The organism is Oceanisphaera pacifica, assembly GCF_017498065.1.
GTDB classification, from domain to species: Bacteria; Pseudomonadota; Gammaproteobacteria; order Enterobacterales; family Aeromonadaceae; genus Oceanimonas; species Oceanimonas pacifica.
In genome coordinates, this window is the sequence record NZ_JAGDFX010000007.1 from 100,179 (window position 1) to 114,333 (window position 14,155).

Below are 14,155 nucleotides of genomic sequence, written 5' to 3' on the forward strand. Positions count from 1 at the left end.
GCACCCTATTTATTTTTATTCTGTATAAATTGAGAGCCTTAATGGACATCACTGCCCTGCCCTTATTTTACAGCGAGCTAAACGCCCGCTTTCGTGAACATCAAGCCCAACACCCGCAAGAGTTACGCCGTTTATTTCATGGCAGAGGCCGCTGCTGGCCAGGCCTTGAACAAGTCACGGTTGATTGGCTGGGTGATCAGTTATTGGTGTCTTTGTTTAAAGCACCCGAGCCCGATTTTATTGCGGCGCTAACCGACACTTTATTAACCTTTGTTGAGCAAGAGATATGGCAAAAAAGCAGTGCCCGCTCCATATTAATGCAACACCGAGGTCAACCAGGCTCGCCTATTGAAGTGATTTGGGGAGAGCTTGCGCCCGAGCCAGTAGTAACTGAGCAAGGACTGCGCTATCAGTTAGTGTTAGGCCGTAATCAAAATCATGGCTTGTTTCTTGATATGCGCTTAGGGCGCGAGTGGGTACGACAACAAGCCGCCGATAAAAAGGTATTAAACTTATTTGCCTATACCTGTGGTTTTTCGGTGGCGGCTATGGCGGGCGGCGCTAAGCAGGTAGTAAACCTGGATATGGCTAAGGGCATGCTTAGCCGTGGCCGTGATAACCATAGGCTAAATCAGCAAGATGTAAGAGCGGTCACCTTCTTAGGCTACGATGTGTTTAAATCTTGGGGACGATTGCGCAAAATGGGGCCCTATGAGCTGGTAATTATTGACCCGCCTTCGTTTCAAAAAGGCAGCTTTGCACTCACTCAAGATTATCACAAAATATTACGCCGTTTGCCGGAGCTGCTAACGGCTGGTGGCAAGGTGTTGGCATGTGTAAATGCGCCAGCAATAGCCAGCCAATTTTTAATCGACAGCATGGCCGAGCATGCGCCCAGCTTGCAGTTTGTCGAGCGATTAGATAACCCAGCTGAGTTTGCTGATATAGACCCAGAATCAGGCCTTAAAGCCTTAGTGTTTGTCAGCCAAAAAAGCGAACAAGGCTAAACAAGCGCTACGCCTTACGCTGACCGCCTTAGGTTAAACAACAGAAGCGATTTGGGTTGTTCGTACCACGTTCAGCGTCAAGCGTAAGGCTATTTGTGCCGTGGAGTACGCATCTTTGCAATGACCAAACTTCAAGCATTGTCTTTGAGCTTGCTGCTATTTTAGCCCTGTCTAAATCTCACCACTAGCTCATGTAAATCGCCAGAAATACCTTTTAAATGGCTCAATGATCCCGAGGCCTTATTCGCACTGTCGGCGCTGGAGTCAGCCAAGCCGGCAATATTAACTACCTGACGGTTAATGTCTTCGGCTACATGAGCTTGCTCTTCAACCGCCGCCGCCATTTGCGTCGACATATTGGCAATATTTGCCACCGCATCAGCGATACCATTGAGCATAACGCCGCTTTCTTGAACCCGGCTCACGCCTGTTTCGGCATGGGTAGCGCCTTGCTCAGCCACGGCAACGGCACTGTTAGCGCGAGTCGTTAACTCTTTCACTATGCTATAAATTTCTTGGGTAGACGCTTGAGTACGCTGTGCTAAATTTCGTACTTCATCGGCCACCACCGCAAAACCTCGTCCTTGCTCACCGGCGCGTGCTGCTTCAATAGCCGCATTCAGCGCCAGCAAGTTGGTTTGTTCAGCAATTTGTTCAATCATTTGCGCGGCACTGGCAATATTCTCTGTTTGCTCAGACACAGCGCTCACCGACTGGCTAATATCAGAAACGGTATCTCGCAGTGTTTCAATCGACTCTTTTGTGACATCAGCAATCGCCGCACCTTGCGTGACCAAATCATTGGCAGTATCAGCCGATGCCGCCGTCTCGCTTACATGCTGAGATACTTCAGTAATAGTGGCGCTCATTTGATTCATGGCGGTGGCTACTTGCTGGGTTTCAGCTTGCTGACATTCAATTTCTGAGCGTGTACTCTGGGTCAGTGTTAAGCCAGAATCTGTCTCATTGGCGACATTTTTTGATGCATTCTCAATACGAGTTAACACAGTATCAAGGTGTGCCAGCTCACTTAAAATAGCCACTTTAAGCTTACCCACTTCCCCCACATCATCGGTATAACTTTGTACCGCTAATGGATGTGAAAAGGCCGTTCTTAACAAGCCATTTAAAGAGCGGATCACCGACTTTTTACGCTGATGAGCCCAACATGCATAGATAACCACGGCACAGGCAAGCATGACCTGTGCAATATTATGGTTTGCTGTTAATAATAAGCCCGCCCATACCAATAGCGCCAGCGCTAAAAACAGCTGATGAGGCGCGGCTTTAACAGCCTTAATCAAAGAAGATAAGGTTGAGGCTTTGCGTCTTTTTTGTATGTTGGCATAAAGTTGCTGCGTTCGGGCCACATCTTCTTTTTTGGGCGCCGAGCGCACCGACTCATACCCCACTATCTTGCCATCGCGTGTAATAGGAGTAACGTAAGCATTCACCCAATAAAAACCGCCGTCTTTACGGCGGTTTTTAATTATCCCCATCCAAGGTTTACCCTCTTTAATATGCGCCCACAACACTTTAAATGCCGCGGTGGGCATATCTGGGTGGCGTACAATGTTGTGGGGTTGACCTATGAGCTCTTCTCGAGAAAAGCCGCTCATTGCTACAAATGCATCATTGCATTCAGTAATATTACCTTGCGTATCCGTCACGGTAATGAGTTTATCATTACCGGTAAATAGCTTTTCGGTATCGGTAATAGGGAGGTTTTTTCTCATGAGTCATGACCTAGGTTAAGCAGGTGGGTGTGTTAAGTGTAGATCTTAAAAACACCCTAAGTTTATTGCTCTTTCATAATAAAACCTTGCTCACAGTTAAGCCGAGAAGCCTGTGTGATACAAAAAGCTCAATAAACCTTGAAACCTCTCCTTGGTGTACTGCAAGTTAAATGAGTGTACTTAGCATGCTCTTCACTTAGCTTGCCTGTAATACGGTAATAATAACGGCTATTATAACGGCAAGTATCTGCAATATGCTCTACTTTTTTATAATGCCCCTTATATTTCGCCATGGAGTTGTATGGACATCACTATTTCTGTCAGCAATGCAGTAGCGCGCTGGCTTTCACTGTCACTGCCACGGTTACCCAGTGCCGATGGCAAACGCATAGGAACACAAGCCCTCACCACCAATTTCAACCAGCTCGCTTGGCAATGCCATTTACTGGAGCACGGTCCAGCATCTAACCCTTATCATACTGTGGTGGCCATGGAAGCCTATAGCCGCTATGTGATGTTTCTCCCTTTTGCGACTCCTCCCAGCCAAGCAGAGCTTGAACAGACCTTACTAGAGCGGTGGGGAAATGAAGCCTTGCACCTGGCAATAGAAAGCGGCGCGATCACTGATAATGAACTGCCACTAATGGTGGATAATTTTAGCCACCAACATAATGACATACTATGGGTCAATAATTACGACGCCAGTATCAACGGGCATATTAGCGATGCTAGAGCTTGGTTTATGCAAGCCTTAATTGACGAAGATAGACACTACTTAGACGGGGATACTTGTTATGGTTTAGCTCGACATATCAATCAGTTATATAAAAAAGTAGGCGGCAGTAAAGGCCGTTTTCGCCCCATAGTGCGCTTGTTAGACGATGCCTTATTCCGCTTTGGCTCTGGGCTATCGGTAAACGCTTACCCTAATACCAAGGTGGGGGACTTTCCATGCCCCTACCCGGCACCTAAGCTTCCTAGTAATGTCGTTAATTTTTCGGATTATAAAAAATAGAGGCCTTTGTACTTGCTCAAAATGATATTACTCATAAAAATGCCGAGTTTGGCTCGGCATTTTTATCTATTGCACGTTTAACCCTCACGGCTTAGTCACGGGCGCAGGTTATGGTTAAATTATCACCGCAGCGCCATATAAATGCCGATTAATGGCGTTTTTTACAGCTTTTTGCCATCAAGTTATCGACCCCAAGACTGGCGTGGGTATACTGAGCGCAATTTATCAATATGAATGAGTATTTGAGTGCAACCTCTGAGTCTAGTCGAACTAAACCCTACTGTTAATTTGCCTGAAGATATCGCGAGGCTCAGTGACGTGCCCGCAACAGAGCTAAGTGCTTTACAAGCGCGCGCAGACTCGGCGTTTGCGACTTTGTCTGCATTAAATGCCGTTAACCCACTGTTATTGCTTAATGGCTTTTCGGGTATTGATTATGAAGAGCTGGTTGATAGCTTAATAAAAAAGCATGCTAATCACGCCGACTTATTTGATCTTTGTTATGCGGAAAATTTAAACCATCCACAAAAGCCCATTTGGCTTAAATTAAAAGCCGGTACCGGATTAGTATTTTGCGAGTTGGTGGGGCAATTACTGGAGTTATCTTCTCGCCACTTAGAAGCTGAGCACATAGTACAGCGTATTTTAAAAAAACAAGATAACGACCCTAAAGTGGCGGACTATTTATCTTTGCTCTCGCAGCATGTGGCAGCAGGCCAAGGCTTTAGCCACCCGGTACTGATTAATTTAATGGTACATCGCCACGATAACACTATGCCCATTGTGCATGCGCGCCAATGTACCCCAGAGCAGCTATTTGGCGCCGTACACGTTCAAACTGAGCAAGGCTCTGTGTTTAGTCACCATCATTTACTCGAGCCTGGCTTATTACACCAGGCCAATGGCGGCTATTTAGTACTGTCTATTAATGAACTACTCGCACAACCCTCCTTGTGGTTTAAGCTAAAAAACGCCCTGCAAACACGCCAAATTGAATGGAGTCGGCCGGCAGAAATAGCAACGTTTTACTTTCAGCCTGAGCCAACGCCCTTAGATATTCATTTAGTGTTGGTGGGTGATCGCTTAGCGGTGGCCGAGTTGTCTATGCTTGATCATGAACTGGATACCTTGGCTTTTTTGCGCGCAGATATTATTCCTGAATGGGATCTTAGCCAAATTTTCCCTCACTACTTAGGGTTTCTGTCGCACTTGCGCCATAAGCATCAACTATTAGATTTTGATGCCAGTGCTATTGCTCGCTTATGCCGTTACGCCAGTAAAATGACCGAGCATCAACATAAAGTATCTTTGGTTGAAACCGAATTAGTCGCCATTATGCAATTAGCCGATGTGGCTGCTCGGCGCGAGCACAGTGAAGAAGTGAGCGCAGCTCACCTGATCAGTGCAGAGCAAGAGCAAGACTATCGCTTAAGCTATTTACTCGAGCAGTCTGACTTAGGTGTGCGCGATGGCCAGTATTTATTACAAACCCAAGGGCAAACCGTGGGGCAAATTAACGGTTTGTCGGTATTACAAATTACCGGGCACCCCTATGACTTTGGCGAGCCGGTCCGCTTAACCGCCACCGTGCACTTAGGGGATGGGGATATCTCTGATATTGAAAGAAAATCGGAACTTGCCGGCCATATCCACGCCAAAGCCATGATGATTATTCAAGGGTATCTGGCCAATGTGTTTGGTGCAGAGCATCCCTCCCCACTCTCTGCTACTTTAGTCTTTGAGCAGTCTTATCATGAAATAGACGGCGATAGCGCCTCATTAGCAGGCTTATGTGCTCTGTTGTCGGCATTAGCAAAAGAGCCAATTTATCAACATTTTGCGATTACAGGGGCAGTCGATCAATTTGGTAATGTGCAGCCGGTGGGAGGCGTTAACGAAAAAATAGAAGGATTTTACCGCTTGTGTAAAATTCAGGGGTTAACGGGTCAGCAAGGGGTTATTTTGCCGGCGAGCAACCAACTGCAATTAAACTTGTCAGATGAAGTGGTTGAAGCAATCACAAGCGGCCAATTTCATATTTACCCTGTGGCCCATGTAACTCAGGCCATTGAGCTGCTTACTGGCAGTGTGGCCGGTGATGTTGAGCAAGCAGATACTCTGTTTGGTCGTATTAGAGAACGGCTGGATGATCTTAATGGTCACTCAATAGAAACCAGCTTTTTACGGCGTTTATTCCGACGTTAAAGTGATCGGACTTGTCTAGCGAACAAGTGTTCGCTAAAGTGACGCCAATTTACAATATAGGCTCAGGCCTGAACATAATGGAATAGTGAAACTATGCCTTCACAAGATATCCCTTCGCAAAAAGAACTGGGCAAACACGCCTTTACCAGAGAAGAACTCTTGGCATGTAGCCAAGGTGAACTATTTGGCCCAGGTAATAGCCAACTACCTGCACCTAATATGCTGATGATGGACCGCATTAATCATATTTGTGATGAAGGTGGTGAGCACGGCAAAGGCGAAATTGTTGCCGAATTAGATATTAACCCAGACTTGTGGTTTTTTGACTGCCACTTTCCAGGTGACCCTGTGATGCCAGGCTGCCTAGGCCTAGATGCCATGTGGCAGCTGGTTGGCTTTTTCTTAGGCTGGAAAGGCGGCCCAGGTAAAGGGCGTGCGCTGGGTGTGGGTGAAGTTAAATTTAGTGGTCAAATTGTTCCTACAGCCAAAAAAGTAACCTATCGTATTACGCTTAAGCGTGTTATTTGGCGCAAGCTGATTATGGGGATTGCCGATGGCACGGTAGAAGTGGATGGCCGTGTGATCTATGAAGCCAAAGATTTAAAAGTCGGCTTGTTTACCGATACCTCTTCGTTTTAATCACGCTGTGGTTTAATGATCAAAAAGGCCCCGACGTGTCGGGGCCTTTTTATTGGAATTGTTTAACGTAAGAAAAGGCCTGCGCCTTTATCTTCCATGGCTTCTCGCCATCCCCCTAACCATTCTCCTTTGGCATCAAAGTCTTGGTGGGGGCAATTGTCTTTTGATCGTCCACTTACGCCTGCTTGGTAACCGCGAGTACGGGCCCTTTCCAAACGGTCACGTTTTTGTCTCTTCATAGGTACTAACCTCATGTTTTGAACAAAGTGTGTCAACAAATATCAAAAATGCTAAACAATCACTGCTAAATCGTTACCATTCAGCCAAGGTTTACTGGCTAAATAACGTGCAGCAGCCCTTTACTAATAACTCGCCTTTTATAAAAAGTCAAGATTATTTAAAGTACGGTAAAGCGGACGGGCTAAGAAAAACCAGTAAGGAGTGAGGGTGACAAGATGTTCTCCTTACCCCTTACTCCTCACCGTTTTTCGTATAGCGTATAGCTAAAAGACAGCTGTAAGCAGTAAGCTGTCAGCTGTCAGTTAAAAAAAAACTACTAGGGGTTGTGTTGACTGATCGCTGACAGCTGACAGCTAAGTAGGGTTAGCTTTGTTCTTCTAAAGATTCCCAGCGGGTGAAGGCGATTTCAAACTCGGCTTCGGTATTGGCTAACTCTTGCAAGATGCTTTGAGTCTGCTCGTCACTTTGAGTAAAAAAGTCAGGCGCATTCACTGTCGCTTGCAAGTCTTCTATTGCTTGCTCAAGTTGTTCAAGCTTGGCAGGTAAGCCATTTAGCTCTTGCTGCTCTTTATAAGAAAGCTTCTTTTTAGTGGCTTTGTTGGCCTCTACCACCGGCTTAGCTTTGGGCTCAGCGGGGGCAACCGCTTTGTTTGCTTTGGGTTTGGCTGCAGGTGCTGGCGTTTGAAAGGATAATTGGTGCTGCATATCTAAATAGCCACCCACAAATTCGCTAACCTTGCCCTCGCCTTCAAATAACCAACAATGAGTGGCGGTATTATCAATAAAGTCACGGTCGTGGCTCACTAATAATAAGGTGCCTTTATAGTCGGCCAATAACTCTTCTAACAGCTCTAAGGTTTCAACGTCCAAGTCGTTAGTCGGCTCATCGAGCACCAAAAGGTTACTGGGTTTTAAGAATAAACGCGCCAGTAGCAAACGATTTTTTTCGCCGCCCGACAAGGCTTTAACTGGGGTACGGGCACGCTTGGGCTCAAACAAAAAGTCTTGTAAGTAACCCAATACATGGCGGCTGCGACCGTTAACTTCTACTTCTTGTTTCCCTTCGGCCAAGTTGTCCATAACGGTGCGCTCAGGATCTAACTGCTCACGATATTGGTCAAAATAAGCCACTTCTAACTTGGTACCGCACTTTAAGGTGCCAGAGTCGGCTTCAATTCGACCTAGCAGCAACTTAATGAGGGTACTTTTACCGCAACCATTCGGCCCGACTAGGGCAATTTTGTCGCCACGCTGAATAAGGGTAGAGAAGTTTTTCAGTAACGGCTTGTTCTCATAAGCAAAGTTTAGGTTTTCTGCCTCAAATACTATCTTACCTGAACGGCGAACATCATCTAAAGTGACGTTCACCTTACCCACACTTTCGCGACGTTGGCTACGCTCAACGCGCAAGGCTTTAAGGGCGCGCACTCGGCCTTCGTTACGGGTACGACGCGCCTTCACCCCTTGGCGGATCCAGGCTTCTTCTTGTGCTAAACGCTTATCAAATAACGCATTTTGCTCAGACTCTACGCGCAAGGCTTCTTCTTTATTCACCAAGTATTCATCGTAATTACCCGGCCAGCTAGATAACTTGCCACGGTCAAGATCAACAATACGTGTAGCCATTTTACGAATAAAGGCACGGTCGTGACTCACAAACACAATGGCGCCTTTAAAATCGAGCAAGAAGCTTTCTAACCAGGCAATGGCATCAATATCTAAGTGGTTGGTTGGCTCATCAAGCAACAAAATCTCAGGTTCATTGGTTAGCGCACGGGCCAAAGCCACTTTACGTAGCCAGCCCCCAGATAAGTCATTTAAGCGAGTATCGCCATCCAACTCAAGCAAAGTCAGGCTTTGGTTAATGCGTGTTTCAAACTGCCAACCGTCGGCCACTTCTACTTGTTCTTGCAAGCGCATTAACTCATTCATCACTTTTTCTGAGCAATCGTGCGCCACTAATTCTAATTGATGATGATACTTGGCCAACAAGGCGCCGGTTTCTGCTAAACCGCCGGCCACATAGTCAAACACGGTTTGATCGTCATCAACTTGGGGCGGATCTTGCTCTAAACGGGCAATATTAACGCCTTGTTGTAATTGGCGGCGGCCGTCATCAAGTTGTAATTCATTGGCAATAACCTTCATTAAGGTCGACTTGCCCGCGCCATTGCGGCCAACAATACATACCCGTTCACCGGCTTGTATATTTAATTCTATGCCATCTAATAATGGCGCATCACCAAACGCCAACTGGGCGTTTTGCAGGGTCAATAAACTCATTAAATCACTCGATTAAATTCAAGAATGTCAGCGGCACTAAACGGCCAGTCCAGCTCAGCCCCATCGGGGCGACGCAGTACCGGAATACGTACTGAGTACGCAGCCAACCACTGTTCGTTATCTATAATATCGCTTATCTGGGTTTGGCTTTGTAAACCGGTTTGTGCCAACAGCGCCCAAGCTTGTTCACACAAGTGGCAACCATCGGTTGAAAACAGCGTTAAGCTCATCATTAACTCCAGCGAATTTCCCAACAGTTATGAATATGGGGATTGCGGACAAAATCTTTTGGCAAACTGCCCTTAGTTATGTCTTTGGCGACTAAACCTAATTCGGTCAGCGCCTCTATGTCCATTTTAAAATGGCGCTTGTTATTCGAAAATATCAGCACACCATCTTGGCGCAAGCGCTTACTGAGCAAGCTCAGCAGTTCAATATGATCCCGCTGAATATCAAACTCCGCATCCATGCGCTTAGAATTAGAAAAGGTCGGGGGATCGACAAAAATTAAATCGTAATCTTCACCGGGCTTACGCAGCCAGTTCAGGCAATCGGCTTGAATAAACTGATGACGACGCCCTGTTAAGCCATTCAACGCCATATTACGCTCGGCCCAAGCTAAATAGGTCTTCGACATATCAACCGTAGTGGTTGATTTAGCACCGCCTAACCCAGCGTGCACGCTGGCGCTGCCGGTATAAGCAAAAAGGTTAAGAAAGTCTTTACCCTTGGCCATCTCGCCCAGTTGTTTACGAATCGGTCTGTGGTCTAAAAATAATCCCGTGTCTAGGTAATCGTATAAGTTAACGAGTAACTGCGCGTTATGCTCTTGTACTTGCATCCACTGATCACGACGGTCTAATTTTTCATATTGCTCACGACCTTGCTGGCGCGCCCGCACCTTTAAAATCACCTTGCGCCCATCCACTCCTGTTACAGCTTGGGTGGCTTGTACTAAGTCATAAAAACGCCCGCGCGCTTTATGTTGGGCTATGGTTTTAGGGGCTGCGTACTCTTGAATCACCAAGTAGTCTTGGTATCGGTCAATGGCCGCGTTGTATTCAGGCAAGTCGGCATCGTATAAGCGATAACAATCGATTTGCTCTTTTTTAGCCCATTTTTCTAAGCCTTTTATATTTTTCTTTAGACGATTAGCAAAGTCTTCCGCTAAAGGCCGTGCGGCTTTAGCATCTTCGGCAATCAAATAGTTGCGCAGATCACAGGCGAGTGCGCCATTGAATAACTTATAGGTTTTTTCTGGGCGCAGTCGCAAGCAGCTCAGTAATTCTGGAGAGCTAGAAATCAAACTAACGTGCCAGCCTTTAAATTGTTCACGTAACTTATCACCTAGCTGCTGATGTAGGCCTAATAAAGACGGAAATTCACTTAAGCGCTCACCATAAGGTGGATTAGAAATCACCCAACCCGCTTCATCTGCAGGATTTGTTAGCGTGTTTACGCCACCGGTTTTAAAACGGATAAAGGCGGCCACGCCTGCCGCTTCGGCGTTCTCTTGGGCAAAGTCTAATACGCGCTTGTCTTGGTCAAAGCCATAAAGCTCAGTATTACCTTGCTTAATGCCACGAGTGGCACGCAATGTGGCCTCGGCGCTAATCTCTTGCCACAATTCACGGTTATGGCCGCTCCAAGCCATAAAGCCAAAGCGCACCCGCAATAAACCCGGTGCATGATCGGTGGCCATTAATGCCGCTTCTATTAATAAGGTGCCCGAGCCGCACATGGGATCAACCAAAGGCTTGGTTATATCCCAGCCGCTGCGCAATAAAATAGCGACCGCTAAGTTTTCTTTTAATGGTGCTTCGCCGGCTTGCTGGCGATAACCACGTTGATGCAGCGCAGGCCCCGATAAATCGAGGGTAATACTTAACTGATTATTGCGCTTTAAATGCGCCAAAATACGGATGTCGGGGGTACGCTTATCAACATTAGGACGTTCACCGTGGCGTTTGGTGAGGCGATCCACAATGGCGTCTTTAATTTTTAGCGCACCATATTGGGTATTAGTGATCGCCTCATTCGCACCCGAAAAGTCTACCGCAAAGGTTTGACCTGGTTGAATATGCTGCTCCCACTCCACATTGGCGGCACCTAAGTACAGGTCCATATCGGTGCGCATGGTAAATTCAGCCAACTGCAGCATAATACGCGACGCAAGCCGCGACCACATACAGGCTCGATAGGCGGTAGACAATTCGCCTCTAAAGGCAATGCCCGCCACCGTTTCTTGAAGATCGGTAGCGCCTAAGGCTTTGAGTTCATCATTAAGTAAGGATTCTAGGCCCTTGGGGCAAGTAGCAAAAAACGGCAGCATAGTCAGGCTTGTCTAATAAAAAGAGGCCGACATTATACCCTAAACCAACGCAAGACTGTAAAATTTGCCACTTATTGGCTGCAAAATGTGCAAATTGCGGTTTTATCCGTCAGGCGGCATAAAATTCCAGATAAGCCCTTGCATTCAGTCGGTCATCTCTCTACTATGCACAACCTGAGGACGCGGGATGGAGCAGTTTGGTAGCTCGTCGGGCTCATAACCCGAAGGTCGTTGGTTCAAATCCAGCTCCCGCAACCAATATTGAAGATTAAGTTTTAATCAGAAATATGGGTTATTAAGGTTCTCATACAAGCAAAGCAGTAGCGTTTATTTATGGACGCGGGATGGAGCAGTTTGGTAGCTCGTCGGGCTCATAACCCGAAGGTCGTTGGTTCAAATCCGGCTCCCGCAACCAATTTAAATGAAAAGTAATACCTTTTAAGCAGTACCAGTTAAGTCATGGACGCGGGATGGAGCAGTTTGGTAGCTCGTCGGGCTCATAACCCGAAGGTCGTTGGTTCAAATCCAGCTCCCGCAACCAACTTAAGTCGGTATCAAATAAAAGTGTTATTACGAATGTAGTGATAAGATATAATTTTATTGTTTAGTACACCTTATTGTCGCGGGATGGAGCAGTCTGGTAGCTCGTCGGGCTCATAACCCGAAGGTCGTTGGTTCAAATCCGGCTCCCGCAACCATTTAGTGTTTCAATAAAGTCATATCAGTCACACAGTAATATGTTATATGCGTTATTTATGGACGCGGGATGGAGCAGTTTGGTAGCTCGTCGGGCTCATAACCCGAAGGTCGTTGGTTCAAATCCAGCTCCCGCAACCAATTCGTTTAAAGCCTACTTTTTGTAGCGCGCCTTATATCTCTCCCCTATTCTTATTATCACCTTTCAATTAACACCTTTTTGTAAATCTGTTACGTTTAAAAAACCCACTACTCAATAGTAAATCTATAACAGTCAGCATTATTTAGCCAAATCCTGAAACAAGTTCAGGATGACCAGCTCCGCTATTCAACATTCAACATTACTAAGCCTAGCCTACTTGACGGATCGGTTGTTCATGACTGTGCGTATCTGAACTGATGATTCTGTCGTTCATCACTTTAATCGCGCCAAAGGTAATCAGTTGTTTACTGTTCGATAGCAGCTTTTCATTAGACAAAGAAATACACACAGACGCGGACGGTGAAGTTTCAACCACCATAAGTGTCAGCAATTCAGTAGTAATATCTAGCGTGATTAATTCACCCAGCTCAGGCTGATGATAATCAGCCTGAGGTTCAAAAAACCAACTTTGTGGCATCAAGGGTTTATAAAAACGGGCCACAGCGACACCGTTTAATGCCGCTTGCACTCGTTGGGCTGAAGAGCCAAACGAAGATAATTTATCAATAAAATTATAATACAGCCCAGTGTCTTCTACCGAAAAACACTGATCAAGCTGCTCTGCGCGCACCAAATGCTTTTTAAGATAGGGGGTGCAAAAAAGCATATCATCCCCTAACTCCAACATGAGGTGACTATCTTCGCCCACAAACCAGCGCCACTGATCATTTGGTTGAAGCAACATCCTAGTCACACCTTATATATAATAGACACTAATAATAAATTTCTTCTTTAATAAGTTAATTTATAGCGCATTATGAATAATTAGTACATTATTATCTTAAAGATGGCGCGCTAATTGCTGTATAAGTGCTGGGCCATGATAAATAAAGCCAGAATACACTTGCACTAAACTGGCACCAGCCGCCATTTTTTCACGCCCTGCCGTTAATGAATCAATCCCCCCTACCCCAATAATAGGTAAGCGATTATCTAAATAACGGGATAGCTCTTTAATAACCACAGTACTTTTATGTTGCACCGGGCGGCCACTCAGCCCACCCATTTCGTGGGCATGAGGCAAGTCAAATACCAGATCTCTATCGAGAGTGGTATTGGTCGCAATCACACCATCAATGTTATAGCGCACCAAGCTATCTGCCACTTGCTCAATTTCAGCCATGGATAAATCCGGCGCAATTTTCACTAATAGCGGTACATTTTTACGGTGTTGTAGCGCCAGCTGAGCCTGCTTTTCTTTTAGCGACGCTAATAAGTCATCTAATGCTTCACCGTATTGCAAGCTACGTAGCCCTGGAGTATTGGGCGACGAGATATTGACCGTAATGTATCCCGCATGTTGATAGGCTTTCTCCATGCAGATCAGGTAGTCATCTTTACCCTGCTCGATGGGCGTGTCTTTATTTTTGCCAATATTAATACCCAGCACACCCTGATAGCGCGACTGTTTTACGTTTTCAATTAAGTAATCAATGCCGTTATTATTAAAGCCCATGCGGTTTAAAATGGCGTCGGCTTCTTTAATACGAAATAAACGCGGCTTTTCATTGCCATCTTGTGCGCGAGGCGTCACTGTGCCAATTTCAATAAAGCCAAACCCCATGGCAGCAAAAGCATCAATACAATCCCCGTTTTTATCCAGCCCAGCGGCTAAGCCCACCGGGTTATCAAAGGTAAGCCCCATGGATTCTACTGGGTTCATTATTTGGGGGCGACGATACAAAGCTGCTAATGGCGTATGCTGCGTTTTGGCTAGCCCTTTAATAGCAAATTCGTGGGCCCGTTCTGCATCGCATTGAAAAAAAAGAGATTTAGCCAAAGAATACACGTTATTCGTCC

The 14,155-nt window shown here is 46.0% G+C and carries 11 protein-coding genes, 5 tRNA genes and 1 pseudogene; 9 read left to right on the forward strand and 8 right to left on the reverse strand.

From position 1 onward, the window contains the following. The first annotated feature begins 41 nt into the window (after window positions 1–41). Window positions 42–1,007: a class I SAM-dependent methyltransferase gene (locus tag J3U76_RS07480; RefSeq protein ID WP_208005343.1), complete on the forward strand. Its 966-nt coding sequence runs from the start codon at window positions 42–44 to the stop codon at window positions 1,005–1,007. A gap of 161 nt (window positions 1,008–1,168) precedes the next feature. Here the strand turns inward: J3U76_RS07480 and J3U76_RS07485 are convergent, their stop codons facing one another. Both J3U76_RS07485 and J3U76_RS14720 read right to left on the reverse strand, forming a co-directional pair. Next, complete coding sequence (locus J3U76_RS07485; protein ID WP_424022304.1) at window positions 1,169–2,206, reverse strand: methyl-accepting chemotaxis protein; 1,038 nt, start codon at window positions 2,204–2,206, stop codon at window positions 1,169–1,171. Window positions 2,207–2,413: 207 nt separating this feature from the next. After that, window positions 2,414–2,743 (reverse strand): annotated as a pseudogene (locus tag J3U76_RS14720) (PAS domain-containing protein); the annotation flags it as partial. 301 nt (window positions 2,744–3,044) lie between these two features. Between J3U76_RS14720 and J3U76_RS07490 the strand changes: the two are divergent. The 3 genes from J3U76_RS07490 (at window position 3,045) to fabA (ending at window position 6,602) form a co-directional block, all read left to right on the forward strand. Continuing rightward, window positions 3,045–3,758, forward strand: a complete 714-nt coding sequence (locus J3U76_RS07490) for a hypothetical protein (protein WP_208005345.1) — start codon at window positions 3,045–3,047, stop codon at window positions 3,756–3,758. Window positions 3,759–4,004: 246 nt separating this feature from the next. Beyond that, a complete protein-coding gene (locus tag J3U76_RS07495) occupies window positions 4,005–5,963 on the forward strand; it encodes an AAA family ATPase (RefSeq protein ID WP_208005346.1) in 1,959 nt (652 codons plus the stop codon). Window positions 5,964–6,056: 93 nt separating this feature from the next. Then, entirely contained in the window at window positions 6,057–6,602 is a 546-nt protein-coding gene (fabA, locus tag J3U76_RS07500; protein WP_208005347.1) for a 3-hydroxyacyl-[acyl-carrier-protein] dehydratase FabA, read from the forward strand. 62 nt (window positions 6,603–6,664) lie between these two features. Here the strand turns inward: fabA and rmf are convergent, their stop codons facing one another. The 4 genes from rmf to rlmKL all read right to left on the reverse strand — a co-directional run bounded on the left by rmf (window position 6,665) and on the right by rlmKL (window position 11,457). Continuing rightward, window positions 6,665–6,841 carry a ribosome modulation factor gene (rmf, locus tag J3U76_RS07505; RefSeq protein ID WP_208005348.1) on the reverse strand — a complete coding sequence of 59 codons (177 nt, stop codon included), beginning with the start codon at window positions 6,839–6,841 and terminating at the stop codon, window positions 6,665–6,667. Window positions 6,842–7,205: 364 nt separating this feature from the next. Continuing rightward, a complete protein-coding gene (gene uup / locus J3U76_RS07510) occupies window positions 7,206–9,125 on the reverse strand; it encodes an ATP-binding cassette ATPase Uup (protein WP_208005349.1) in 1,920 nt (639 codons plus the stop codon). Continuing rightward, window positions 9,125–9,355 (reverse strand): glutaredoxin family protein, encoded by a 231-nt coding sequence (locus J3U76_RS07515; RefSeq protein WP_208005350.1) that lies wholly within the window; start codon window positions 9,353–9,355, stop codon window positions 9,125–9,127. Before J3U76_RS07515 ends, uup begins: the two co-directional genes overlap by 1 nt. Before the next feature lie 2 nt (window positions 9,356–9,357). Further along, entirely contained in the window at window positions 9,358–11,457 is a 2,100-nt protein-coding gene (gene rlmKL, locus J3U76_RS07520) for a bifunctional 23S rRNA (guanine(2069)-N(7))-methyltransferase RlmK/23S rRNA (guanine(2445)-N(2))-methyltransferase RlmL (RefSeq protein WP_208005351.1), read from the reverse strand. Window positions 11,458–11,638: 181 nt separating this feature from the next. Here rlmKL and J3U76_RS07525 point away from each other — a divergent pair. From J3U76_RS07525 to J3U76_RS07545, 5 genes are all read left to right on the forward strand, one after another. Further along, a tRNA-Met gene (locus tag J3U76_RS07525) sits at window positions 11,639–11,715 on the forward strand. An 80-nt stretch (window positions 11,716–11,795) separates the two neighbouring features. Continuing rightward, window positions 11,796–11,872 (forward strand) — tRNA-Met (locus J3U76_RS07530). A 49-nt stretch (window positions 11,873–11,921) separates the two neighbouring features. Beyond that, a tRNA-Met gene (locus J3U76_RS07535) sits at window positions 11,922–11,998 on the forward strand. 80 nt (window positions 11,999–12,078) lie between these two features. Further along, window positions 12,079–12,155: transfer RNA gene (locus J3U76_RS07540), tRNA-Met, on the forward strand. A 62-nt stretch (window positions 12,156–12,217) separates the two neighbouring features. Next, window positions 12,218–12,294 (forward strand) — tRNA-Met (locus tag J3U76_RS07545). Window positions 12,295–12,503: 209 nt separating this feature from the next. Here J3U76_RS07545 and J3U76_RS07550 read toward each other — a convergent pair. Both J3U76_RS07550 and pyrD read right to left on the reverse strand, forming a co-directional pair. Beyond that, window positions 12,504–13,040, reverse strand: a complete 537-nt coding sequence (locus J3U76_RS07550; protein WP_208005352.1) for a cell division protein ZapC — start codon at window positions 13,038–13,040, stop codon at window positions 12,504–12,506. A 96-nt stretch (window positions 13,041–13,136) separates the two neighbouring features. Further along, on the reverse strand, window positions 13,137–14,144 hold the full coding sequence (gene pyrD, locus J3U76_RS07555; protein WP_208005353.1) for a quinone-dependent dihydroorotate dehydrogenase: 1,008 nt from the start codon (window positions 14,142–14,144) through the stop codon (window positions 13,137–13,139). Between the last annotated feature and the right edge of the window lie 11 nt (window positions 14,145–14,155).

What these genes read in the sequence shown, in the direction of transcription:
- J3U76_RS07480 (WP_208005343.1), top strand. Translation starts at nt 42, where the DNA reads ATGGACATCACTGCCCTGCCCTTATTTTACAGCGAGCTAAACGCCCGC.
- J3U76_RS07485 (WP_424022304.1), bottom strand. Translation starts at nt 2,206, where the DNA reads ATGCTTGCCTGTGCCGTGGTTATCTATGCATGTTGGGCTCATCAGCGT.
- J3U76_RS07490 (WP_208005345.1), top strand. Translation starts at nt 3,045, where the DNA reads ATGGACATCACTATTTCTGTCAGCAATGCAGTAGCGCGCTGGCTTTCA.
- fabA (WP_208005347.1), top strand. Translation starts at nt 6,057, where the DNA reads ATGCCTTCACAAGATATCCCTTCGCAAAAAGAACTGGGCAAACACGCC.
- rmf (WP_208005348.1), bottom strand. Translation starts at nt 6,841, where the DNA reads ATGAAGAGACAAAAACGTGACCGTTTGGAAAGGGCCCGTACTCGCGGT.
- uup (WP_208005349.1), bottom strand. Translation starts at nt 9,125, where the DNA reads ATGAGTTTATTGACCCTGCAAAACGCCCAGTTGGCGTTTGGTGATGCG.
- J3U76_RS07515 (WP_208005350.1), bottom strand. Translation starts at nt 9,355, where the DNA reads ATGAGCTTAACGCTGTTTTCAACCGATGGTTGCCACTTGTGTGAACAA.
- rlmKL (WP_208005351.1), bottom strand. Translation starts at nt 11,457, where the DNA reads ATGCTGCCGTTTTTTGCTACTTGCCCCAAGGGCCTAGAATCCTTACTT.
- J3U76_RS07550 (WP_208005352.1), bottom strand. Translation starts at nt 13,040, where the DNA reads ATGTTGCTTCAACCAAATGATCAGTGGCGCTGGTTTGTGGGCGAAGAT.